This window comes from Mycobacterium sp. PSTR-4-N (assembly GCF_022348085.1).
Lineage (GTDB): Bacteria > Actinomycetota > Actinomycetes > Mycobacteriales > Mycobacteriaceae > Mycobacterium.
Map to the genome: position 1 here is coordinate 132420 of NZ_JAKRFN010000013.1, position 15958 is coordinate 148377.

The following is a 15958-nucleotide window of genomic DNA, read 5'->3' on the forward strand; positions in this document are numbered from 1 at the left end:
GGTCAGTTGCGGGCGCTACTGGTGGGAAGCACCGTCAGCTCGAGCGCGAGGGCGGCGCCGCACACCACGGCGACGATCGCGAAGGCCACCCAGTCGCGGCGGGCCGGGCGCGACGGCGCGGCCGAAATCTGTCCTGCGCCACCGCGTGCGGTGATCGCGTCGCCCATCTCGTCCGCGCGTCGCAGCGCCACGGTGATCGCGGCGGCCAGCAGATCGATCAGTTCCGAGGCCCACCGCTTGCCGCGGCCGCGCCGGTGGGCGTCGACATCCGGCGGACGCAGCCGCCGAGCGGCGTAGAGCACGCTGAATTCGTCGATCAGCATCGGAAACGCCCTCAGCGACAACGCCAGTGCCACCGCCCAGTCGTCGACCGGGACCCGAAGCGGCCGCAGCGGACGTCCGAGAGCGGCGACGGCAGGGGCGATCTCGGCGACGTTGGTGGTCCACGAGACCATCGCCCCGAGGCCGAGCAGCACGATCGACAGCGCGGTGATGCGCAGGAAGTTCAGCAGGCCACCAAACCCGATCTCCATCGATCCGACGGACAGCACCGGGCTGCCACCGGCGAACGTGGCGGTCAGGCCGCCCAGTGCGACAAGAAACCACAGCCACCTCGGAATCGAGGGCAGCACGCCGCGCGGGATGCGGGCGAGCCGGGCCGACACCGCGATCAGCACCGCCACCGCGGCGATGGGCAACCATCCCGGATAGAAGGTGAGGAGAACGCCGATGGCGGCGACGATGATCAGCTTGGCCCCCGCCCACAGCTCGTGGATCACGGTGCGCCCCGGCACCGGCCGCAGCAGCACGACCTGACGACGCGGGCGGGCGCCACTCATGTCACACCCCCGGCCGTGGTGGGCGCGGTTGCCAGTTCCCCGTCGCGCAGGTGCAGGGTCCGCGGGCACAGACCCTCCAGGCCCGCGAAGTCGTGGGAGATGACGACGACCGTCAACCGCCGACGGCGGCGCAGCTCCTCGAGCAGACGCACCAGTCCCTGGGCGGACGCCGCATCCAGGCCGGCCAGCGGTTCGTCGAGGATCAGCGCGCGCGGGGAGCGGGCCAGTAGCCCGGCGAGCACGACGCGCCGCATCTGGCCGCCGCTGAGCTGGTCGATGCGTCGCGCTGCCAGAGTCGGATCCAGACCCACCGTGTTGAGGGCGTCGGTGACCTTCTGCTGGTCGTATTTGGAGAACCCGGCCAGCGAGGCGATCTCCAGCGCGACATGGCTGCGCATCAGCTGCAGCCGGGCCGCCTGGAACGATATCGCCACGGCACCGACCTGTTCGGACACGGGCGTGCCGTCGAGCAGGCACGCGCCGCGGCTCGGCACGGTCAGCCCCGCCATGATCCAGGCCAGCGTGGACTTGCCGGAGCCGTTGAGCCCGTGGATCAACACGCCGTCGCCCTCGTGCACCGAGAAGTCGATGCCGGTCAACGCGGTCTTGGCCCAGGGCGTGCCGTCACCGTAGATGTGGCCGACGTCGCGCAGCTCGAGCACCGGCGGGCCGGCTCGATGATCGGCGTCGGCGGCGGGGTCGGGGCGGGGCGCGTGCACCTCCGCGGTCTCGACCATCTCCGGTCCGCTCACGTTGTCGGCGTTGGCACCGTTGCCCGACAGCGCCACCGTGCGATCGGCGGCTTCGGCCTCGTCGTTGTAGTGCGTGATGTGCACCAGTGCGGTGCGGTGGGCCCGGGTCAGCCCCGACAACACGGACATCAGGCCGTCGCGGCCCTGTTGATCCACCATGCTGGTCACTTCGTCGGCGATCAGCAGCGCCGGCTCACGGGCGAGCGCGGCCGCCACGGCCAGGCGCTGGAGTTCACCGCCGGACAGGCCACCGGTGTCCCGTTCGCCGAATCCGTCGAGACCCACCTCGCCGAGCAGGCGGTCCACGTCGGGGCTGGTGCCCGGCGGCAGACCCCAGACCACGTCGTCGGCGACGCGGGTGCCGAGCACCTGACTCTCGGGGTGCTGCATCACCACAGCGGTGCCACCGCTCTTGCCGAGCCCGACGCTGCCCGGCCGCTCGATGGTGCCCGCAAGGGGTTCGCGGCCGGAGAGCACCAGCATCAGCGTCGTCTTACCCGACCCGTTGGCCCCGGTGACCGCCACGTGCTCGCCCGGTTCGACGGCCATGGACACCGGCCCCAGCGCGTCACGTTGCGTGCCCGGGTAGCGGAAGCGGACGTCGCGCAGCTGCAGCGGCACCGGACCGACCGGGCCGTTGTCGGCGGGGGTCTCGAGCTTGTGAACGTCGGGCACGCCCATCAACCGCGCCATCACCCGGGACAGCGCCCACCAGCCGACCAGGCTCACCCAGGTGATCGAGAACACGCCCACGACGAAGAAGATCAGCGGCCAGTAGTGCAGTGCGGTCGCGAAATCCCGCTCGAGGCGCCCCGCGGCCTCCTCGAGTTGGGGTATCCGGCGCATGATCGCGGCCACCCCGGTGATGTTCGCGGTGACGGAATCGAAGATGAGGGTGCGCAGGCGGCTCAGCAGCGCCAGGGCCCCCACGATGAAGACCCCGAAGATCGCGCCGGCGACCAGCGCGGAGGCCACCACCGTGGGGGTGCCGCGACCGCGCCGTTTGACGATCCCGGTCAACCCGCCGATGTAGGCGCAGTTCACCACGGTCATGAGCCCGCCCATCCCGGCGATCAGGAAGGCCACCAGGCCACCGGCCACCGTCGCGGTCAGCACGACCCGCAGCCGGTAGCGATAGGCGAGCAGCCCCATCGGCACCGTGCCGAGCAGCGAGAGGCCTGCGGCGAAGGGAACGACCACCGCGATGATGGCGATGGCCGCGCACAGCGCCGCCATCACCGCGGCCTGCGCCAGCTCGACCGGTTTCAGCGAGCCCGACCGTCGCGGCGTGCGCTGCGATGCGGCCGAAGTCATTGCACGATTCTGCCAGTCGGACCCCCGAGGTGGATTGCATAGGGATTCTATGCAATTATGGACGGCATGTCCTCCACACTCGGTTCCGACCTGCTTTCGGTGGTGGCACGGCTCAACCGCATGGCCAACCAGCGGGTTCGCATCCCACTCCCGTTCGCCCAGGCCCGCCTGCTGTCCACGATCGACGACCGCGGTGAGGCGCGGATTTCCGATCTGGCCGCACTGGATCACTGCTCGCAGCCCACGATGACCACACAGGTGCGCCGCCTCGAGGACGCCGGCCTGGTGACGAGAACCACAGACCCTCAGGACGCCCGGGCCGTCCTGATCCGGATCACCGAGCACGGCAAGAACACCCTGCGTCAGGCGCGCGCCGATCGCGGCGCCGCCGTCGACCCCTATCTCGAACGGCTCAGCGAGGCCGACCGAGCCTGCCTCACCGAGGCCGTGCGCGTGATGCATCGCCTGATCGACGACGCCACGTCCGCCGCGGTGTCGCACTGATCTCCCCACTGTCATCCCACTGATCGAAAGGAGTGGTTCGCCGGTGTCTGCCGACACACAGATGTGGCGCCAACCCAAGGCCGTCTGGGCCGTCGCCTTCGCGTCCGTCGTCGCGTTCATGGGGATCGGTCTCGTCGACCCGATCCTCAAGCCGATCGCCGACAACCTGAACGCCTCCCCATCGCAGGTCTCGCTGCTGTTCACCAGCTACATGGCCGTGATGGGCGTGGCAATGCTGATCACCGGCGTGGTGGCCAGCCGCATCGGACCCAAGCGCACGCTGCTGATCGGCCTGGTGATCATCATCGCCGGCGCCGGGCTGGCCGGACTCTCCGACACCGTGATGGGCATCGTCGGCTGGCGGGCGCTCTGGGGGCTGGGCAACGCCCTGTTCATCGCGACGGCGCTGGCGACGATCGTCAGTTCGGCGCGCGGATCGGTCGCCCAGGCGATCATCCTCTACGAGGCCGCACTCGGCCTGGGCATCGCCGTCGGCCCGCTCGTCGGTGGTGTGCTCGGCGAGATCTCTTGGCGTGGGCCGTTTTTCGGAGTATCGGTCTTGATGGCCATCGCCCTGGTCGTGACCACGTTCCTGTTGCCCGCCACGCCACCCGCCACGCGGGCCACCACGCTGGCCGACCCGTTCCGGGCGCTCGCGCACCGCGGGCTGCTCGGCGTCGCGGTCACCGCGCTGCTGTACAACTTCGGCTTCTTCACGCTGCTGGCGTTCACGCCGTTCCCCCTCGACATGGGCGCACAGGAGATCGGGCTGATCTTCTTCGGCTGGGGTCTGGCTCTGGCGTTCACGTCGGTCTTCGTCGCGCCGCGGCTCCAGCACCGCTTCGGCACCGTGCGCACACTGGTGATCAACTTGGTGCTGATGACCGCCACGCTCGCCGCGATGGCGGTGTGGACCGATCACAAGCCGATCCTGGCAGCCTGCGTCGTCGTGGCGGGCCTGTGGATCGGCATCAACAACACGCTAATCACCGAGACCGTCATGAAGGCCGCACCCGTGGAACGCGGTGTCGCCTCGGCCGCCTACAGCTTCATGCGGTTTTCCGGCGCCGCCGTCGCGCCGTGGCTGGCCGGCGTACTCGGCGAGCAGGTCAGCGTCCACCTGCCGTTCTGGGTGGGCGCAGGCGCCGTGCTGCTGGCCGCGGCGGTGCTGACCGCCTCGCGTCGCCATCTCGCCCACATCGACGACGAGGAAACCGAGCTCGAGGAACTCACCGACGAGGCGCGCGCCGTCACCGTCGGCAACGAGAGCTGAACGCTCAGGTCGCGGCGACGCCGATGAGGTGGCCGACGAGGTAGGTCGCGCCGATCGCGACCGCGCCGAACGCCAGCTGCCGCGCCGAGCCGATGACCGGCGACCGACGGGTGATGCGGGCCGCCGCGGCGCCGGCCAGTATCAGCCCGAGGCCGCCGAAAGCCAGCCCGGCCCAGAGAGATTCGTACCCGAGCAGATACGGGATCAGCGGGATGATCGCGCCGATCGCGAACATCACGAACGAGGAGGCGGCCGCGAGCCACGGTGAGGGCTTGTCCTGCGGGTCGACTCCGAGCTCCTGGATCAGGTGGAAGTTGATCGCCTTGTGATCGTCTTGGTGGATCTCCTCCGACGCCTTGGCCGCGGTCTCGGCGGACATCCCGAGCGAGACGAGCTTGGCCACCAGCTCGGCCTGCTCGGCCTCGGGTTGGCGCGCAAACGATTTCCGCTCCACGTGCACCTCGGAGTCGATCTGTTCGTTGGCCGTCGTGACCGAGGTGTACTCGCCGAGCGCCATCGAGAAGCTGCCTGCCAGCAGCCCCGCCACGCCGCTGATCACGACGGTGTGCGCCGAGGCGCTCGCGGCCACCCCGGCGATCAGCGCGGTGTTGCTGACCACGCCGTCCATCGCGCCGAACGTGGCGGCGCGCAGCCACCCTCCGGTCACATCGGCGTGCCGATGGTCCTCGACGTGAATTCCTGCTGCGTCCCCCGGCGGCTCGGTCATGGCGATCATTCAACGCCGCGGCAGGGCGCCCCGGCAGAGCGGGTTCGGACGGGTTTGTGACATCACAGTTTGCGCGGCGGTTTCGAGGGCTACCGTCGAGATATGACCACCACTGCGGAGCATCTACGGAACTGCCTCGACGGCCGCTGGCGAGACACCAAGAACGCGTTGCGTAAAGAACTCAGCAACGACATCTTCCGACCGCACTACACCCCGAACACGGTCATCGCGCGCACCAAGGTCGCCGAGCAGATGCGGATCATGGCCTCGCGCGGAGCCGCCGAGGACGGTTTCAAGAAAGAGCACGGAGGCAACGGCGACGTCGGAGCCGCCGTCACGCAGATCGAGATGCTCGCGATGAGCGATCTGTCGCTGATGGTCAAGGCGGGTGTGCAGTGGGGCCTGTTCGGCGGCGCGATCGAGAACCTCGGCACCGAACGCCACCACGAGGCCTACGTCAAGAAGCTCATCGACCTCGAGGTGCTCGGCTGCTTCGCGATGACCGAGACCGGCCACGGCAGCGATGTACAGTCGCTGGAGACGACGGCCACCTACGACCCGGCCACCGAAGAGTTCGTCATCGACTCCCCCACCCCGTCCTCGCGCAAGGACTACATCGGCGGCGCAGCCGAGACGGCGCGATTCGCAACGGTTTTCGCTCAGCTGATCACCCCGGACGGCGAGGGTCACGGCGTGCACTGCTTCGTCGTGCCCATTCGTGACGAGGCCGGCAACGACCTGCCCGGCGTCACCACCTCGGACTGTCACTACAAGGGTGGCCTGCCCGGCGTGGACAACGGCCGCATCCAGTTCGACAACGTGCGCGTCCCGCGCGAGAACCTGCTCAACAAGTACGCCGACGTCGCCGCGGACGGAACCTACAGCTCCCCGATCGAGAACCCGAACCGGCGTTTCTTCACGATGCTCGGCACGCTGATCCGCGGCCGCGTGACAGTCGGCGGCAGCGCCGGCGCGGCCGCTCGCGTCGCGCTGGACATCGCGACGCGCTACGCGCTACAACGGCGTCAGTTCTCCGACCCCGACGGCGGCGAGGTGCTGCTGATGGACTACTTGGTCCACCAGCGCCGGCTGTTCCCGTTGATCGCCCGCTCGTATGCGCTGCAGTTCGCGCAGAACGAGCTGGTGGCCAAGTGCCACGAGCTCCAGACCGCTGACGACCCGGACCCCGAGGAACAGCGCGAACTGGAATCCCGGGCCGCAGGCCTGAAGGCCGCCAACACCTGGCACGCCACCCGCGCCATCCAGGAGGCGCGTGAAGCGTGCGGCGGCGCCGGCTATCTCGCCGAGAACCGGCTGATCGCGCTCAAGGCCGACACCGACGTGTTCACCACCTTCGAGGGCGACAACCATGTGCTGTTCCAGCTCGTGGCCAAGGAGCTGCTGACCGCCTACGCCGACGACATCAAGGGGATGAGCCCGGTCGAATGGGTGGGTTTCGCGGCCCGGTTCGCCGGCGAGCGGGTGCTCAAACGTACTGCGGCCCAGACGATCATGCAGACAGTTCTGGATTCGCGGCAGGACAACGAGGAAGAGGGCAGCCTCTTCAACCGCGGCACGCAGGCCAAGATGCTCGAAGACCGCGAGGAGTACATGACCGCGTCGGTGGCGCGGCGGCTGCAGAGCAAGTCCAAGGAGATGAGCGCCTTCGAGGCCTTCAACTCGGTGCAGGACCATGTGCTCCACGTCGCGCAATCCCACATCGACCGCATCGTGTTCGAGGCGTTCGTCGCCGGTATCGACTCCTGCCACGACCGGACCGCGCGCGAGATCCTGGGCCTGGTGTGCGATCTGTACGCGCTGACGGTGATCGAAGAGGACAAGTCGTGGTTCGTCGAGCACCGCTTCCTGTCCACCGAACGCGCGAAGGCGGTGACCCGCGCGATCAACGATCGCTGCAAGCGCCTGCGTCCCTACGCGGAACTCTTGGTCGACGGCTTCGGCATCCCCGAGCAGTTGCGCTACGCCGAGATGCTGCACCCGGAGCACATTCCGGATGCCGACGAGCACACCCGTCAGGACGCCACCAGCGCGGGCGTGATCTGACTCAGGGCCCCGGTATCGGGTCGAGGATCGTCAACCTGCCCTCTTCGAGGGTGACGCGCGCCGATCCCACCCCGGTGGGGCAGCACGCCGCGTCGGCGCCCTGACGCCACTGATACTGCACGCGGGCGTCGTGATCGCCCTGCGCGGTGACGGTGATGTAGGGCCGCGGTTCCGGTGTCGGCGAACCGACGCCTTTGTCGCCGTCGAAGAACAGCACCTGCTGGGGGCTGTCGGAGGCGGCGCCGGAGCTCACCACCACCCAGTTCAACCGACAGTCGGCGGCGTGCCCGCGCGCGCTCTCGGTCCACGACGCCTGCGGCAACATCGAGATCTCGGTGGCCACCGACTGCGCGCTGGGCCCTGGCCCGCACGCCTGAGTGCTCGTCGGCGCCGGGCCGGGCGGGCTCCATCCGCATGCGGCCGTCAGCACGGCAGTCATCGCGACGACGGCAGACGAGATACGCATGCCGTCACGTTATCGGTCGACCTCGTAGCGCAGCAGGACCGTGCCGCCGGGGAACGTGCGATTGTCCACCAGTCGCAGCGAGATCCAGGACGGCAGCGGCGGGAAGAACGGCGTGCCGCCACCGACCGCCGTCGGGGCCAACACGATCCGGAACTCGTCGACCAGCCCGGCCTGTACGACCGGTGCGGCCAGCGTCGCACCGGCGATCTCGAGAGGACCGTCGGTCTCGGCTTTCAACCGCCGGACCACCTCGACCGGATCCCCGCGCTCCAGGCGGGCGTTCCCGTCGACCGACCGCAGAGTGCGGGAGAACACGACCTTGGGCATCGCCCGCCAGACGCGCGCGTAGTCGACGATGATCGGCGGCGCGTCCGGGTCATCGTCGGCCGTGGTCCAGTAGGGGGACATCAGCTCATAGAGGCGCCGCCCGTAGAACGCCAGCGCGGTCTGCCGCTCGAAATCATTCCAATACTGGTGCAGTTCGTCGCTCGGCGCACTCCAGTCGATCGACCCGTTCGCGTCCGCGATGTAGCCGTCGACGGAGACGTTGAAGCCGTAGATCAATTTCCCCATGGACGTCAGACTGCCCCGCGGCGCCGCACTCATCGCGGCGACCCGCTCGACGCCCATGTCAGGGACGAGTGTGACGCCGCACACAACTGCTAGCTGGTTGCTTGCAATAGCTAGCACGGGGGTATCAGTACCGGCACAGGTACGAAGCGACAAGGAGACAACGACATGGCCGACAACAACAGTGGACCGCTCGCCGCGGTGAACAGCCTCATCAACGGTGCGGTGGGCATCGTCAAGCAGGTCCTCGGAATCGTGTTGAACCGCGACAGCCTCCAGGAGGAGGGCAAGGCGCAACAGGACAAGGCCGAGGCCCAGAAGGACGTCGCGAAGAAGGAGGCCGAAGCCGAAGCAGCCCGCGCCGAGGCGAAGTCTCAGGAGACCCGCCAGAAGGCAGCCCGCAACAGCTGAGGGCACGAACACCGAGGGCCACACCCGTACCGGGTGTGGCCCTCGGTCTACGTTCTGGGCGCAGACCGCGATCACGGTGTGCGACGTGCGGGAAATCTGAGCTCCCCCGGCTGGACTCGAACCAGCAACCCTTCGGCTGCGGGTCAGCTGACGACGACCTGGATTCCAGCTGGGAATTTCCCGCCGCGAGCGGGATGTGACCACACAAAGATGACGCATTCTTCAAACGTCATTCCGTTTGCTGCCAGAGCGAAAAAGAACCTGGTAAAGTTTGCCAATACGCCTGTAACGCTGGTAACAATAGAAGGTAAGTCGGGGCTGGCGGAACGGGATGGAATGGAAGACAAACGGAGTTACTCGCTGCCCGCGATCTGGGAACATGCTGTTCAACAATGGATTGCATGGCTTCGGATCGGCGGCACTCGATCAACCACACTGCGACTGCGGCGCGGCCACGTCCGCAGCATCGCCCGACGATCTGGGACGCAGCATCCACGCGAGCTGTCGCTATCGACGATCGTGGAGATTTGCGAGGATCAGACGTGGTCGAACGAACACCGCAAGGGCCTACGACGATCACTGATCAGCTTCTTCGATTTCTGCGTTGATAGAGGTCTCGTCTCGGCAAACCCGGCGCTCGCACTACCGCGAGTCGCCGGCGAGAAACCGCGGCCGCGGCCATGCCCCGACGACATCTGGTCTGAGCTGCTCGCGATGAGCACACCGCGCGTCCGGATGATGGCGCGCCTCGCCGGCGAAGTCGGGATGCGCCGCGCCGAGGTCGCCGTCTGCCGACGTGAAGATCTTGTCATCGACGTTGACGGATGGGCGCTCATCGTGCACGGCAAGGGCGGCCGCCAGCGTGTTGTACCGATCACCGACAGTGTCGCCAATGAGATCCGCGAGTTCTGCCCGCGCGGCTACCTATTCGCCGGGCAGATCGACGGGCACATCTCCCCCGACTACGTTGGCCGCCTTCTTTCACGGCTGATGCCATCGGGCTGGTCGATGCATAAGCTAAGACACCGGTATGCAACCCGCGGCCTGGCCGGCACTGGGAACCTGATTGCGGTGAAGGAGGCGCTCGGACATGCCAGCGTGGCCACGACGCAAATCTATGTAGCGGTCGCAAGCCGCGACGTCCGTGCTGTCACCGAGGCGGCTGCTGGCTGGACGCCGCGGCCGAGGATTTCGCCGACATGACCGACGAGCCCCCCGACGACCTCACCGCCACCCTTCTGGCCCTGCACAGCATCGCCGTCGCGGTGAGCCTGCCCGACGACGAGCGGCCCGAGCGAACGTGGAGTGCCGCTGCCTGATCGCGCGTAGGATGCGCGTGCATGGGGGAAGGTCGTTGGCGTACCGGCGCGGTTGTTGCGCTATCCACAGGACTCTTCACGGCGGGGTGCGTGTCGGGGTGCGTGTTCGGCGTCATGGTGACTGGCAGTGGCGAGTCGGCCGACAAGAGCGGAGGCAGTGACATTCCGCGCACATCGCCGATCCCGCTGACGCCAACGACCGAGTCTCGCGCGGCCTTCGCGAACGACATCGCCGGCCTGCCGATCGCCTTCGATGACGCCCGCCTGCTCGCCATCGCCACCTGTACCGCGTTCAAGCAGAACCCCGGCACGTCCAGCGCCAACGCAGCTGAGCAGCTGGCCAGTCGCCAGGGGTGGTCGATAGCTCAAGGCAGGCTCTTTCTCGGCGCGGCCACTGAGTCGTACTGTCCCGAGTTCCGCCACGGCTCATGAACAAGTTATGAGGCCCACCCGGCGCATTGCCGAGTGGGCCTCATTTTCGTGTTCAAAACCGGAAACGTCGCAGGTCAGCCGATCAGCACGACCACCAGCACCGCGGTACCGACGGCGATCAGGATGCACAGCGCGGCGAACCAGATCTCGATCTCGGGGTCACCCTGCGGCGCGCTCACGGCCGCAGTTCCCAGAGCTCCCGTCGCGCAGTGCGGAACGTCGCGCGCAGGTCGTTGACGTCCTCGTGGTCCTGAGTGGTCAGCGACTCGGGCGCCACCTTGGTCATCAGCCGCTCGATCAGCGAGAGCGTGCGATCAGATGCGTCGAGCACCGATTCCAGCGCGGACAGCGACCGGCCCAGGCTGGCGCGGCATCCGTCGCGAGCTTCCTCGGCGCTGTGCTGAGCATCGCGCGCGAGCCGAATGTGCTCGTTCCACTCTCGGATGCGCGCCTCGACGTCGACGAGATCGGCGTCAGCCTCGGCCTTGGCCCCCTCGGCGCCGGCCTTCTTGCCCTCGCCGCGCAGCTTCGGCAGCTCGAGATACCGGGTGGCCAGCGAGATCACCAGCGTCAGGCCGATCGTCAACCCCCATTGGCCGAGCTCGCCCCACTTCACCAGGTGTCCCGACGTCGGATCATGCGCCAGACCAGGCCGGCGCGAACCGCAGCCCCGATCGCGGTGCCGGTGAACGCGAGCGCCATGCTGGTATTCCAGGTCGTCGGCACCGCCTCGGGGATGTTGCGGCTGTAGTAGAACAGCGCGGCCGAGCATCCGAGCATGCCGAGCATCTCGACCCACGCTCCCCGGGGTTCACGCCGCAGCCAGGCCGCCGCGATGCACGCCAGTGTCGAGGCCAGCAGCACCGCCGAGAAGGCGTTCTGCGACCAGCGGTCCATCTCGCGCACCACGGTCGAGCCGGACGGACCGAACCACAGCTGTGAGGCCGAGATGTAAGACAGCGTGCCCATTGAGGCGAGGACGATCGGGTGGCGGGCGTCGCGGCGGCGGTTACGCATCTCGTCGCAACCCGTGCTCGTCGCGAATGTGCAGCCGGAACATCGCCGCGAAGCACAGCCACGTGATGAGCGAGAGCGGGTTGACGACGTCCTCGTTGCGTATGAGGTCCGCGGCGAACGCGATGCACGCTGCTGCGGCGAGAGCGGTGAACCACCAGAACGCCAGCCAGCAGCCAATGATGCGCAGTCGTTGCCGCTCGCGCCGATACCCGGCGATGATCAGCACGCCGGCGACCAGCACCAGGCCGCCCCATGTCGCGGGCGATCCCGGCACCTTGAGCGCGAACGTCCATGCCGCTGCAGCCCACCGACGACCGCCGGACTCGATGTGACAACCGATGATCGTGGCGCCGAACGCGACAGCGATGACGCCGAGGCAGAGGGAGTTGCGGTGAACGATCCGGCTTGAGCCGGGCATCAGGACAGCGTGCCGTCTTCGCGCTGCTGCTTGACCACCACGGTCGCGGTGGTGCTCGCGACGGCCGGATAGCCGAGGCCGAGGATGTTGGCGACCAGGTTCAGCCACAGCGGCGCATCCTCGGGCGCGACGATCTTGTAGATGCCCAGCAAGACGAGCACCGCGGCGGCGCTGCCATAGAGGCGCTGGCGCTGTTCGGCGGTGAGCTTCGTGATCATGGTGTGCCTTTCAGATGTCGAGCTCGCGCAGCAGTTGCACGGCGTGATCGATGCGGTAGGAGGTGTGCGCCTGCGTCTGCAGGAACGAGACCAGCCGGGAGAGGGACTGGATCAGCGAGACGACACCGATGAGCGGTTTGCCGGTGAGATCCATGAGCTGGTGTGCGAGCCCGTCGTCGGCCATGACTGCCTGCCACAGCTCGAGCGGTGTACCGCCGAGCTGGGTGAGCAGCGCGTACATCGCGGTCATGTTCTCGCCGGCCTCACCCTTCGGCGTGCAGGCGTACATGTCGCCGGGCAGCGCGTAGGTGACCTTGCGGATCGTCTTGTGTGGGATGACGAGTCGCGAGATCCCCCACCCGTCGCCCCCGCCGATCGTCTCGTCATCCTCCTGGCGGCACGGGTCGCCGAGGGTGATGTGGAGCGGGCAATCGGCGAGGCGGTGCTGCAGCGATCCGGTGGTGAGCTCGAGCTCGATGCGGCCGGTGACTTCGGCGCCCTGGCTGTAGCCGATGAGGATGAACGGGCCGGGCGTCTGGTTGATCAGCCGCACGCCCTCGACGACACCCTGCGACACTGACGCGGCGTAGGACGGTGCGCCTGGTGCTGCGGGCGGGATCGGTCCGAAGCTGGCCGGGTAGCCGATGGGCTGCCAGCGGTACTTCTGCCGGAACTCTTCGCCGCCGAGCTCGGCCGCCAGCGCATCCCACTCGCCGGGAATCACCGCGCGGGCGATGTCGGCCGGGTAGCCCATGTCCCAGCCCGCCCACGTGCCCGCGGCCGTGAGCAGAGTGGCGGTCATCGGATGTCGCTGATGTCCACGCCGGTCTTGGCTGCGATGCGCTTGAGGATCTCGTGGTTCACCCGGGCGAGGCTGGCCGCGTTGATCGCGTGGCCGAGGGTGGTGTCCTTGCGCTGCGCGTCGGCGGCCAGCTTCTTGAGCTCGTCGCTGTCGAGTGTGCGACCGGGCAGCCAGAGGGTGACCTCCTTGGCGGCGTGGGTCACCTTGTCCTGCACCGAGCGCGCGACGTAGGGCGCGGGCCCGCCGGCACCCATGACGGCGGCGTGGTGATCGTCGGGGGCGACGCCGTTGAACTCGTCGGCGACTTCTTGTGCTGTTGCCATCAGTTGGCTCCCATCAGTTCGAGGTAGATAGCGGTCCAATCCGACAACCCGAGCAGGTCGCGGAGCTTTTCGGGAGTGCCGCGGAATGCGTTGGCGTCCACGGACTTACCGGCCACGAGCGCGCGGTCGGTGAATTGGAGGATGTCGGGCGCGCGACCGCCGTATGCGCCCCACTTCGGCGAGTTGTCACCTGGGTAGAGCACCGAGGCATACCCGCTGCCACTGACGTACTCGGAGCGGATCAAGCCCGGCACGCGGGAAAGGTCCGGCCGCCCGATCCGCTCCCAGTACCAGTCGGGAATGTAGGACAGCGCGACGCGCACGCCGAGCGACTCGATCGCGCCCTTGACTGCCCAGAACTGCGTCATGTCGCCCGAGCCAGACTCGAAATCGAGCATCGCGGGGATCGCCTTGTCGCCGAGGTGGTCGACGAACGTGCGCGCCTGGGCCATGGGGTCGCCGGAGCGCACGTAGTGGTAGCCGGCGAGGATCAGGCCAGCCGCGCGGGCGTTGTCGCGGTTCGACGGCCAGAACGGGTCGCGGTAGTTCGCGCCCTCGGACACCTTGCAGAGGATGAAATCGAATCCCTCAGCCTTGACCCGCTGCAGGTCCATCGTGCCCTGGTGGTTGCTGATGTCGATGCCGTAGACGGTGCGGTCCGGTTCTGCCGCGGCCGGTGTGCCGTCCTCGATGATCGGGCCGGGCAGGTATGCCCAGGCGGTCGCGTAGCCATTGTCGATCGCCAGCGCGCGGTCACCGGAGACGAGGCCCTTGCTACCGGCGGATTCCACACGCATGCCGTCGATCTCGCACCACATATGGCTGTTCGCGCCGCCGCCGGGACCGTGATGCAGTGCGATCTTGACCGCGGCGTCGGCGGGGATGTCGCGCGGTGAGCCGACGCGGATGGTGCCGAGCGGGCCGACGCCACCGATCGGGATGTAGCGATAGGACTCGGTGGTGGCACCGTTGGCTTGACGGCCCGGTTGGTAGCGGCCCTGCGCCATCTCGAGGACGGTCTGCACGGCTTCCGAGCAGTCGGTGCCCTGGCGCACGTTCGTCGGCGACAGGGCGCCGCCGTAGACGTAGGGGTTGCCGAGGCGAGCACGGATGAACGCCTTGGTCGCTTCGGCGTTCGCGCGGGTGATGGCCACAGGCATCCTTTCGGCAGGCGTGACGAAGGTGCCGCACTGACGAAAGGTGCGGTTTACATCTGAAATAGATCGCTGCAGCTCAGGGGCTATTTGCAGCGCGGCGTCGGGTTACGGCTTAAAGAAAGGCGCGGAGGGCGTGCCAGCGATGAATCCACACGGTCGACGCACGCCGCGCCGGTCGCCCCTGGTGCTCATCGACGGGCCGGCCGCACGTGTCGCACCTGTCCTCGGGCTGCCCCTCGTTGCCGATGCCGAAGACGTCGAGGTGGTCGAACAGGGTCACGCGAACGGATTCCAGATCACGCGGCTGTCGCTCACCCGCACCGCACGCCGCGCAACCACGTCGTAACCACCATCGCCCTCGTCGAGCCGCGCGATCGTCTGCGTCGGCACCTTGAGCCCCGACGGCCGCACGTAGCCCTTCTCGACAGTCGCGCGGATCTGCTGATCCTCGATCGCCTGACGGTCGAGACCCTTGCCGAACTTGCGCACCATCGGCATCGGGAACGTCGGCTGCAGCTCGTAGGTGACGTTGCCCTCGACGCGCTTGACGTTGGCTGGATCACCCACGCGCACACCCGTGTAGTTGATGTGCAGGCTGCCACCGGCGGCGTTGTTGTCTAGCGCCTCTTTGACATTCACTGTAGGGAAGTCGGCGAAGCGGTCATACTGACGCGCGACATCCCAGACGCGGAAAGGCGTGTCAGCCGGGAAGCCGACGCCGCCGTATGCCGGCTTGGCCCACGGCGGCCGCACACCATTGGGCGCCAGTAGCATGCCGCCGTACTTGCGCTCGGGGTTGCCGGTGAGCACGAACACGTTGTCCTCGGGGTCAGCGCCGCCGACACCTTCCCGCAGCGCGATGCAGCACACCTCGGCGCCCTCGGACTGGCCTAGGAAGATCTTCGGGCCAGGCTTGAGCGCCTCGTCGATCACCTTCTCGGCAGCTTCCTCAGCCCATGCGCGCACCGGCAGCCAGTTCTTGTACCGGATGTCGCGCCGCGTGAACGGCTTGTCGAACAGCTGCCCCCCGAGCCACCGCCTGGGTAGCAGCGTCGAGATGGGCAGCACCGTCGGGATCAGGCCGTTGAGGGTGAAGACCTTGATCGTGGTCACGACGGCCACGCACTCTCGGGGAACGGGCCACAGATGATCCACCAGTAGGCAATCCCAAGGTCTGCGGCCAGGGCGACGACCGTGATGGCCGCGACAAGAGCCAAACGACGTCTCATCGGACGATCGCCGCCTTGAACGTGCCGGTGGGTGGGTCCAAAGCGCCTGCTGTGACGTTCGTGGCGCGCACTGTGACGGTGTCGGCCGCGGACACCCACATCGAGTAGATGATGCCCGCCATG

At 67.9% G+C, this 15958-nt stretch carries 20 protein-coding genes; 6 read left to right on the forward strand and 14 right to left on the reverse strand.

Annotated elements, in window-relative coordinates; genetic code table 11:
• Positions 1-2: 2 nt before the first annotated feature.
• Both MHN84_RS18165 and MHN84_RS18170 read right to left on the reverse strand, forming a co-directional pair.
• Positions 3-908 carry a CbiQ family ECF transporter T component gene (locus MHN84_RS18165; RefSeq protein ID WP_374238384.1) on the reverse strand — a complete coding sequence of 302 codons (906 nt, stop codon included), beginning with the start codon at positions 906-908 and terminating at the stop codon, positions 3-5.
• A complete protein-coding gene (locus MHN84_RS18170) occupies positions 836-2905 on the reverse strand; it encodes an ATP-binding cassette domain-containing protein (protein WP_241205895.1) in 2070 nt (689 codons plus the stop codon). Before MHN84_RS18170 ends, MHN84_RS18165 begins: the two co-directional genes overlap by 73 nt.
• Positions 2906-2971: 66 nt before the next feature.
• On the opposite strand from MHN84_RS18170, the gene MHN84_RS18175 reads away from it, so the two are divergent.
• Positions 2972-3409 (forward strand): MarR family winged helix-turn-helix transcriptional regulator, encoded by a 438-nt coding sequence (locus tag MHN84_RS18175; protein ID WP_241205896.1) that lies wholly within the window; start codon positions 2972-2974, stop codon positions 3407-3409.
• Positions 3410-3470: 61 nt separating this feature from the next.
• Complete coding sequence (locus tag MHN84_RS18180) at positions 3471-4682, forward strand: MFS transporter (protein WP_241205923.1); 1212 nt, start codon at positions 3471-3473, stop codon at positions 4680-4682.
• Between the two features lie 4 nt (positions 4683-4686).
• Here the strand turns inward: MHN84_RS18180 and MHN84_RS18185 are convergent, their stop codons facing one another.
• Positions 4687-5409: a VIT1/CCC1 transporter family protein gene (locus MHN84_RS18185; RefSeq protein WP_241205897.1), complete on the reverse strand. Its 723-nt coding sequence runs from the start codon at positions 5407-5409 to the stop codon at positions 4687-4689.
• A gap of 102 nt (positions 5410-5511) precedes the next feature.
• Here MHN84_RS18185 and MHN84_RS18190 point away from each other — a divergent pair, with 102 nt between their 5' ends.
• Complete coding sequence (locus MHN84_RS18190; RefSeq protein WP_241205898.1) at positions 5512-7473, forward strand: acyl-CoA dehydrogenase; 1962 nt, start codon at positions 5512-5514, stop codon at positions 7471-7473.
• A 1-nt stretch (position 7474) separates the two neighbouring features.
• Here MHN84_RS18190 and MHN84_RS18195 read toward each other — a convergent pair whose 3' ends face one another.
• Positions 7475-7939, reverse strand: a complete 465-nt coding sequence (locus MHN84_RS18195; protein ID WP_241205899.1) for an LppP/LprE family lipoprotein — start codon at positions 7937-7939, stop codon at positions 7475-7477.
• A 9-nt stretch (positions 7940-7948) separates the two neighbouring features.
• Positions 7949-8512, reverse strand: a complete 564-nt coding sequence (locus MHN84_RS18200) for a dihydrofolate reductase family protein (RefSeq protein WP_241205924.1) — start codon at positions 8510-8512, stop codon at positions 7949-7951.
• Between the two features lie 165 nt (positions 8513-8677).
• On the opposite strand from MHN84_RS18200, the gene MHN84_RS18205 reads away from it, so the two are divergent.
• From MHN84_RS18205 to MHN84_RS18215, 3 genes are all read left to right on the forward strand, one after another.
• On the forward strand, positions 8678-8920 hold the full coding sequence (locus MHN84_RS18205; protein ID WP_241205900.1) for a CsbD family protein: 243 nt from the start codon (positions 8678-8680) through the stop codon (positions 8918-8920).
• A 210-nt stretch (positions 8921-9130) separates the two neighbouring features.
• Positions 9131-10123 (forward strand): tyrosine-type recombinase/integrase, encoded by a 993-nt coding sequence (locus tag MHN84_RS18210; protein ID WP_241205901.1) that lies wholly within the window; start codon positions 9131-9133, stop codon positions 10121-10123.
• Between the two features lie 218 nt (positions 10124-10341).
• Positions 10342-10671, forward strand: a complete 330-nt coding sequence (locus tag MHN84_RS18215) for a DUF732 domain-containing protein (protein ID WP_241205902.1) — start codon at positions 10342-10344, stop codon at positions 10669-10671.
• A gap of 175 nt (positions 10672-10846) precedes the next feature.
• Here MHN84_RS18215 and MHN84_RS18220 read toward each other — a convergent pair whose 3' ends face one another.
• The 9 genes from MHN84_RS18220 to MHN84_RS18260 form a co-directional block, all read right to left on the reverse strand.
• Entirely contained in the window at positions 10847-11287 is a 441-nt protein-coding gene (locus MHN84_RS18220) for a hypothetical protein (RefSeq protein ID WP_241205903.1), read from the reverse strand.
• The gene (locus MHN84_RS18225) at positions 11284-11688 is read right to left on the reverse strand and encodes a hypothetical protein (RefSeq protein WP_241205904.1); all 405 of its coding nucleotides are present in this window, start codon (positions 11686-11688) and stop codon (positions 11284-11286) included. The genes MHN84_RS18220 and MHN84_RS18225 overlap by 4 nt, the downstream gene beginning before the upstream one ends.
• The gene (locus MHN84_RS18230) at positions 11681-12106 is read right to left on the reverse strand and encodes a hypothetical protein (protein ID WP_241205905.1); all 426 of its coding nucleotides are present in this window, start codon (positions 12104-12106) and stop codon (positions 11681-11683) included. The genes MHN84_RS18225 and MHN84_RS18230 overlap by 8 nt, the downstream gene beginning before the upstream one ends.
• On the reverse strand, positions 12106-12324 hold the full coding sequence (locus tag MHN84_RS18235) for a hypothetical protein (protein WP_241205906.1): 219 nt from the start codon (positions 12322-12324) through the stop codon (positions 12106-12108). Before MHN84_RS18235 ends, MHN84_RS18230 begins: the two co-directional genes overlap by 1 nt.
• Before the next feature lie 10 nt (positions 12325-12334).
• A complete protein-coding gene (locus MHN84_RS18240) occupies positions 12335-13126 on the reverse strand; it encodes a PE-PPE domain-containing protein (protein ID WP_241205907.1) in 792 nt (263 codons plus the stop codon).
• On the reverse strand, positions 13123-13449 hold the full coding sequence (locus tag MHN84_RS18245) for a hypothetical protein (RefSeq protein WP_241205908.1): 327 nt from the start codon (positions 13447-13449) through the stop codon (positions 13123-13125). Before MHN84_RS18245 ends, MHN84_RS18240 begins: the two co-directional genes overlap by 4 nt.
• Positions 13449-14603 (reverse strand): glycoside hydrolase family 25 protein, encoded by a 1155-nt coding sequence (locus tag MHN84_RS18250; RefSeq protein WP_241205909.1) that lies wholly within the window; start codon positions 14601-14603, stop codon positions 13449-13451. The genes MHN84_RS18245 and MHN84_RS18250 overlap by 1 nt, the downstream gene beginning before the upstream one ends.
• 115 nt (positions 14604-14718) lie before the next feature.
• On the reverse strand, positions 14719-14886 hold the full coding sequence (locus tag MHN84_RS18255) for a hypothetical protein (protein WP_241205910.1): 168 nt from the start codon (positions 14884-14886) through the stop codon (positions 14719-14721).
• Positions 14883-15719 (reverse strand): PE-PPE domain-containing protein, encoded by an 837-nt coding sequence (locus tag MHN84_RS18260; RefSeq protein WP_241205911.1) that lies wholly within the window; start codon positions 15717-15719, stop codon positions 14883-14885. The genes MHN84_RS18255 and MHN84_RS18260 overlap by 4 nt, the downstream gene beginning before the upstream one ends.
• Positions 15720-15958 lie beyond the last annotated feature (239 nt).

Bases quoted from the DNA above. Each gene is read 5' to 3' on its own strand.
- MHN84_RS18170 (WP_241205895.1), bottom strand. From the start codon at position 2,905: ATGACTTCGGCCGCATCGCAGCGCACGCCGCGACGGTCGGGCTCGCTG.
- MHN84_RS18175 (WP_241205896.1), top strand. From the start codon at position 2,972: ATGTCCTCCACACTCGGTTCCGACCTGCTTTCGGTGGTGGCACGGCTC.
- MHN84_RS18180 (WP_241205923.1), top strand. From the start codon at position 3,471: ATGTGGCGCCAACCCAAGGCCGTCTGGGCCGTCGCCTTCGCGTCCGTC.
- MHN84_RS18185 (WP_241205897.1), bottom strand. From the start codon at position 5,409: ATGACCGAGCCGCCGGGGGACGCAGCAGGAATTCACGTCGAGGACCAT.
- MHN84_RS18190 (WP_241205898.1), top strand. From the start codon at position 5,512: ATGACCACCACTGCGGAGCATCTACGGAACTGCCTCGACGGCCGCTGG.
- MHN84_RS18195 (WP_241205899.1), bottom strand. From the start codon at position 7,939: ATGCGTATCTCGTCTGCCGTCGTCGCGATGACTGCCGTGCTGACGGCC.
- MHN84_RS18200 (WP_241205924.1), bottom strand. From the start codon at position 8,512: ATGGGGAAATTGATCTACGGCTTCAACGTCTCCGTCGACGGCTACATC.
- MHN84_RS18205 (WP_241205900.1), top strand. From the start codon at position 8,678: ATGGCCGACAACAACAGTGGACCGCTCGCCGCGGTGAACAGCCTCATC.
- MHN84_RS18210 (WP_241205901.1), top strand. From the start codon at position 9,131: ATGACGCATTCTTCAAACGTCATTCCGTTTGCTGCCAGAGCGAAAAAG.
- MHN84_RS18225 (WP_241205904.1), bottom strand. From the start codon at position 11,688: ATGCGTAACCGCCGCCGCGACGCCCGCCACCCGATCGTCCTCGCCTCA.
- MHN84_RS18230 (WP_241205905.1), bottom strand. From the start codon at position 12,106: ATGCCCGGCTCAAGCCGGATCGTTCACCGCAACTCCCTCTGCCTCGGC.
- MHN84_RS18235 (WP_241205906.1), bottom strand. From the start codon at position 12,324: ATGATCACGAAGCTCACCGCCGAACAGCGCCAGCGCCTCTATGGCAGC.
- MHN84_RS18240 (WP_241205907.1), bottom strand. From the start codon at position 13,126: ATGACCGCCACTCTGCTCACGGCCGCGGGCACGTGGGCGGGCTGGGAC.
- MHN84_RS18245 (WP_241205908.1), bottom strand. From the start codon at position 13,449: ATGGCAACAGCACAAGAAGTCGCCGACGAGTTCAACGGCGTCGCCCCC.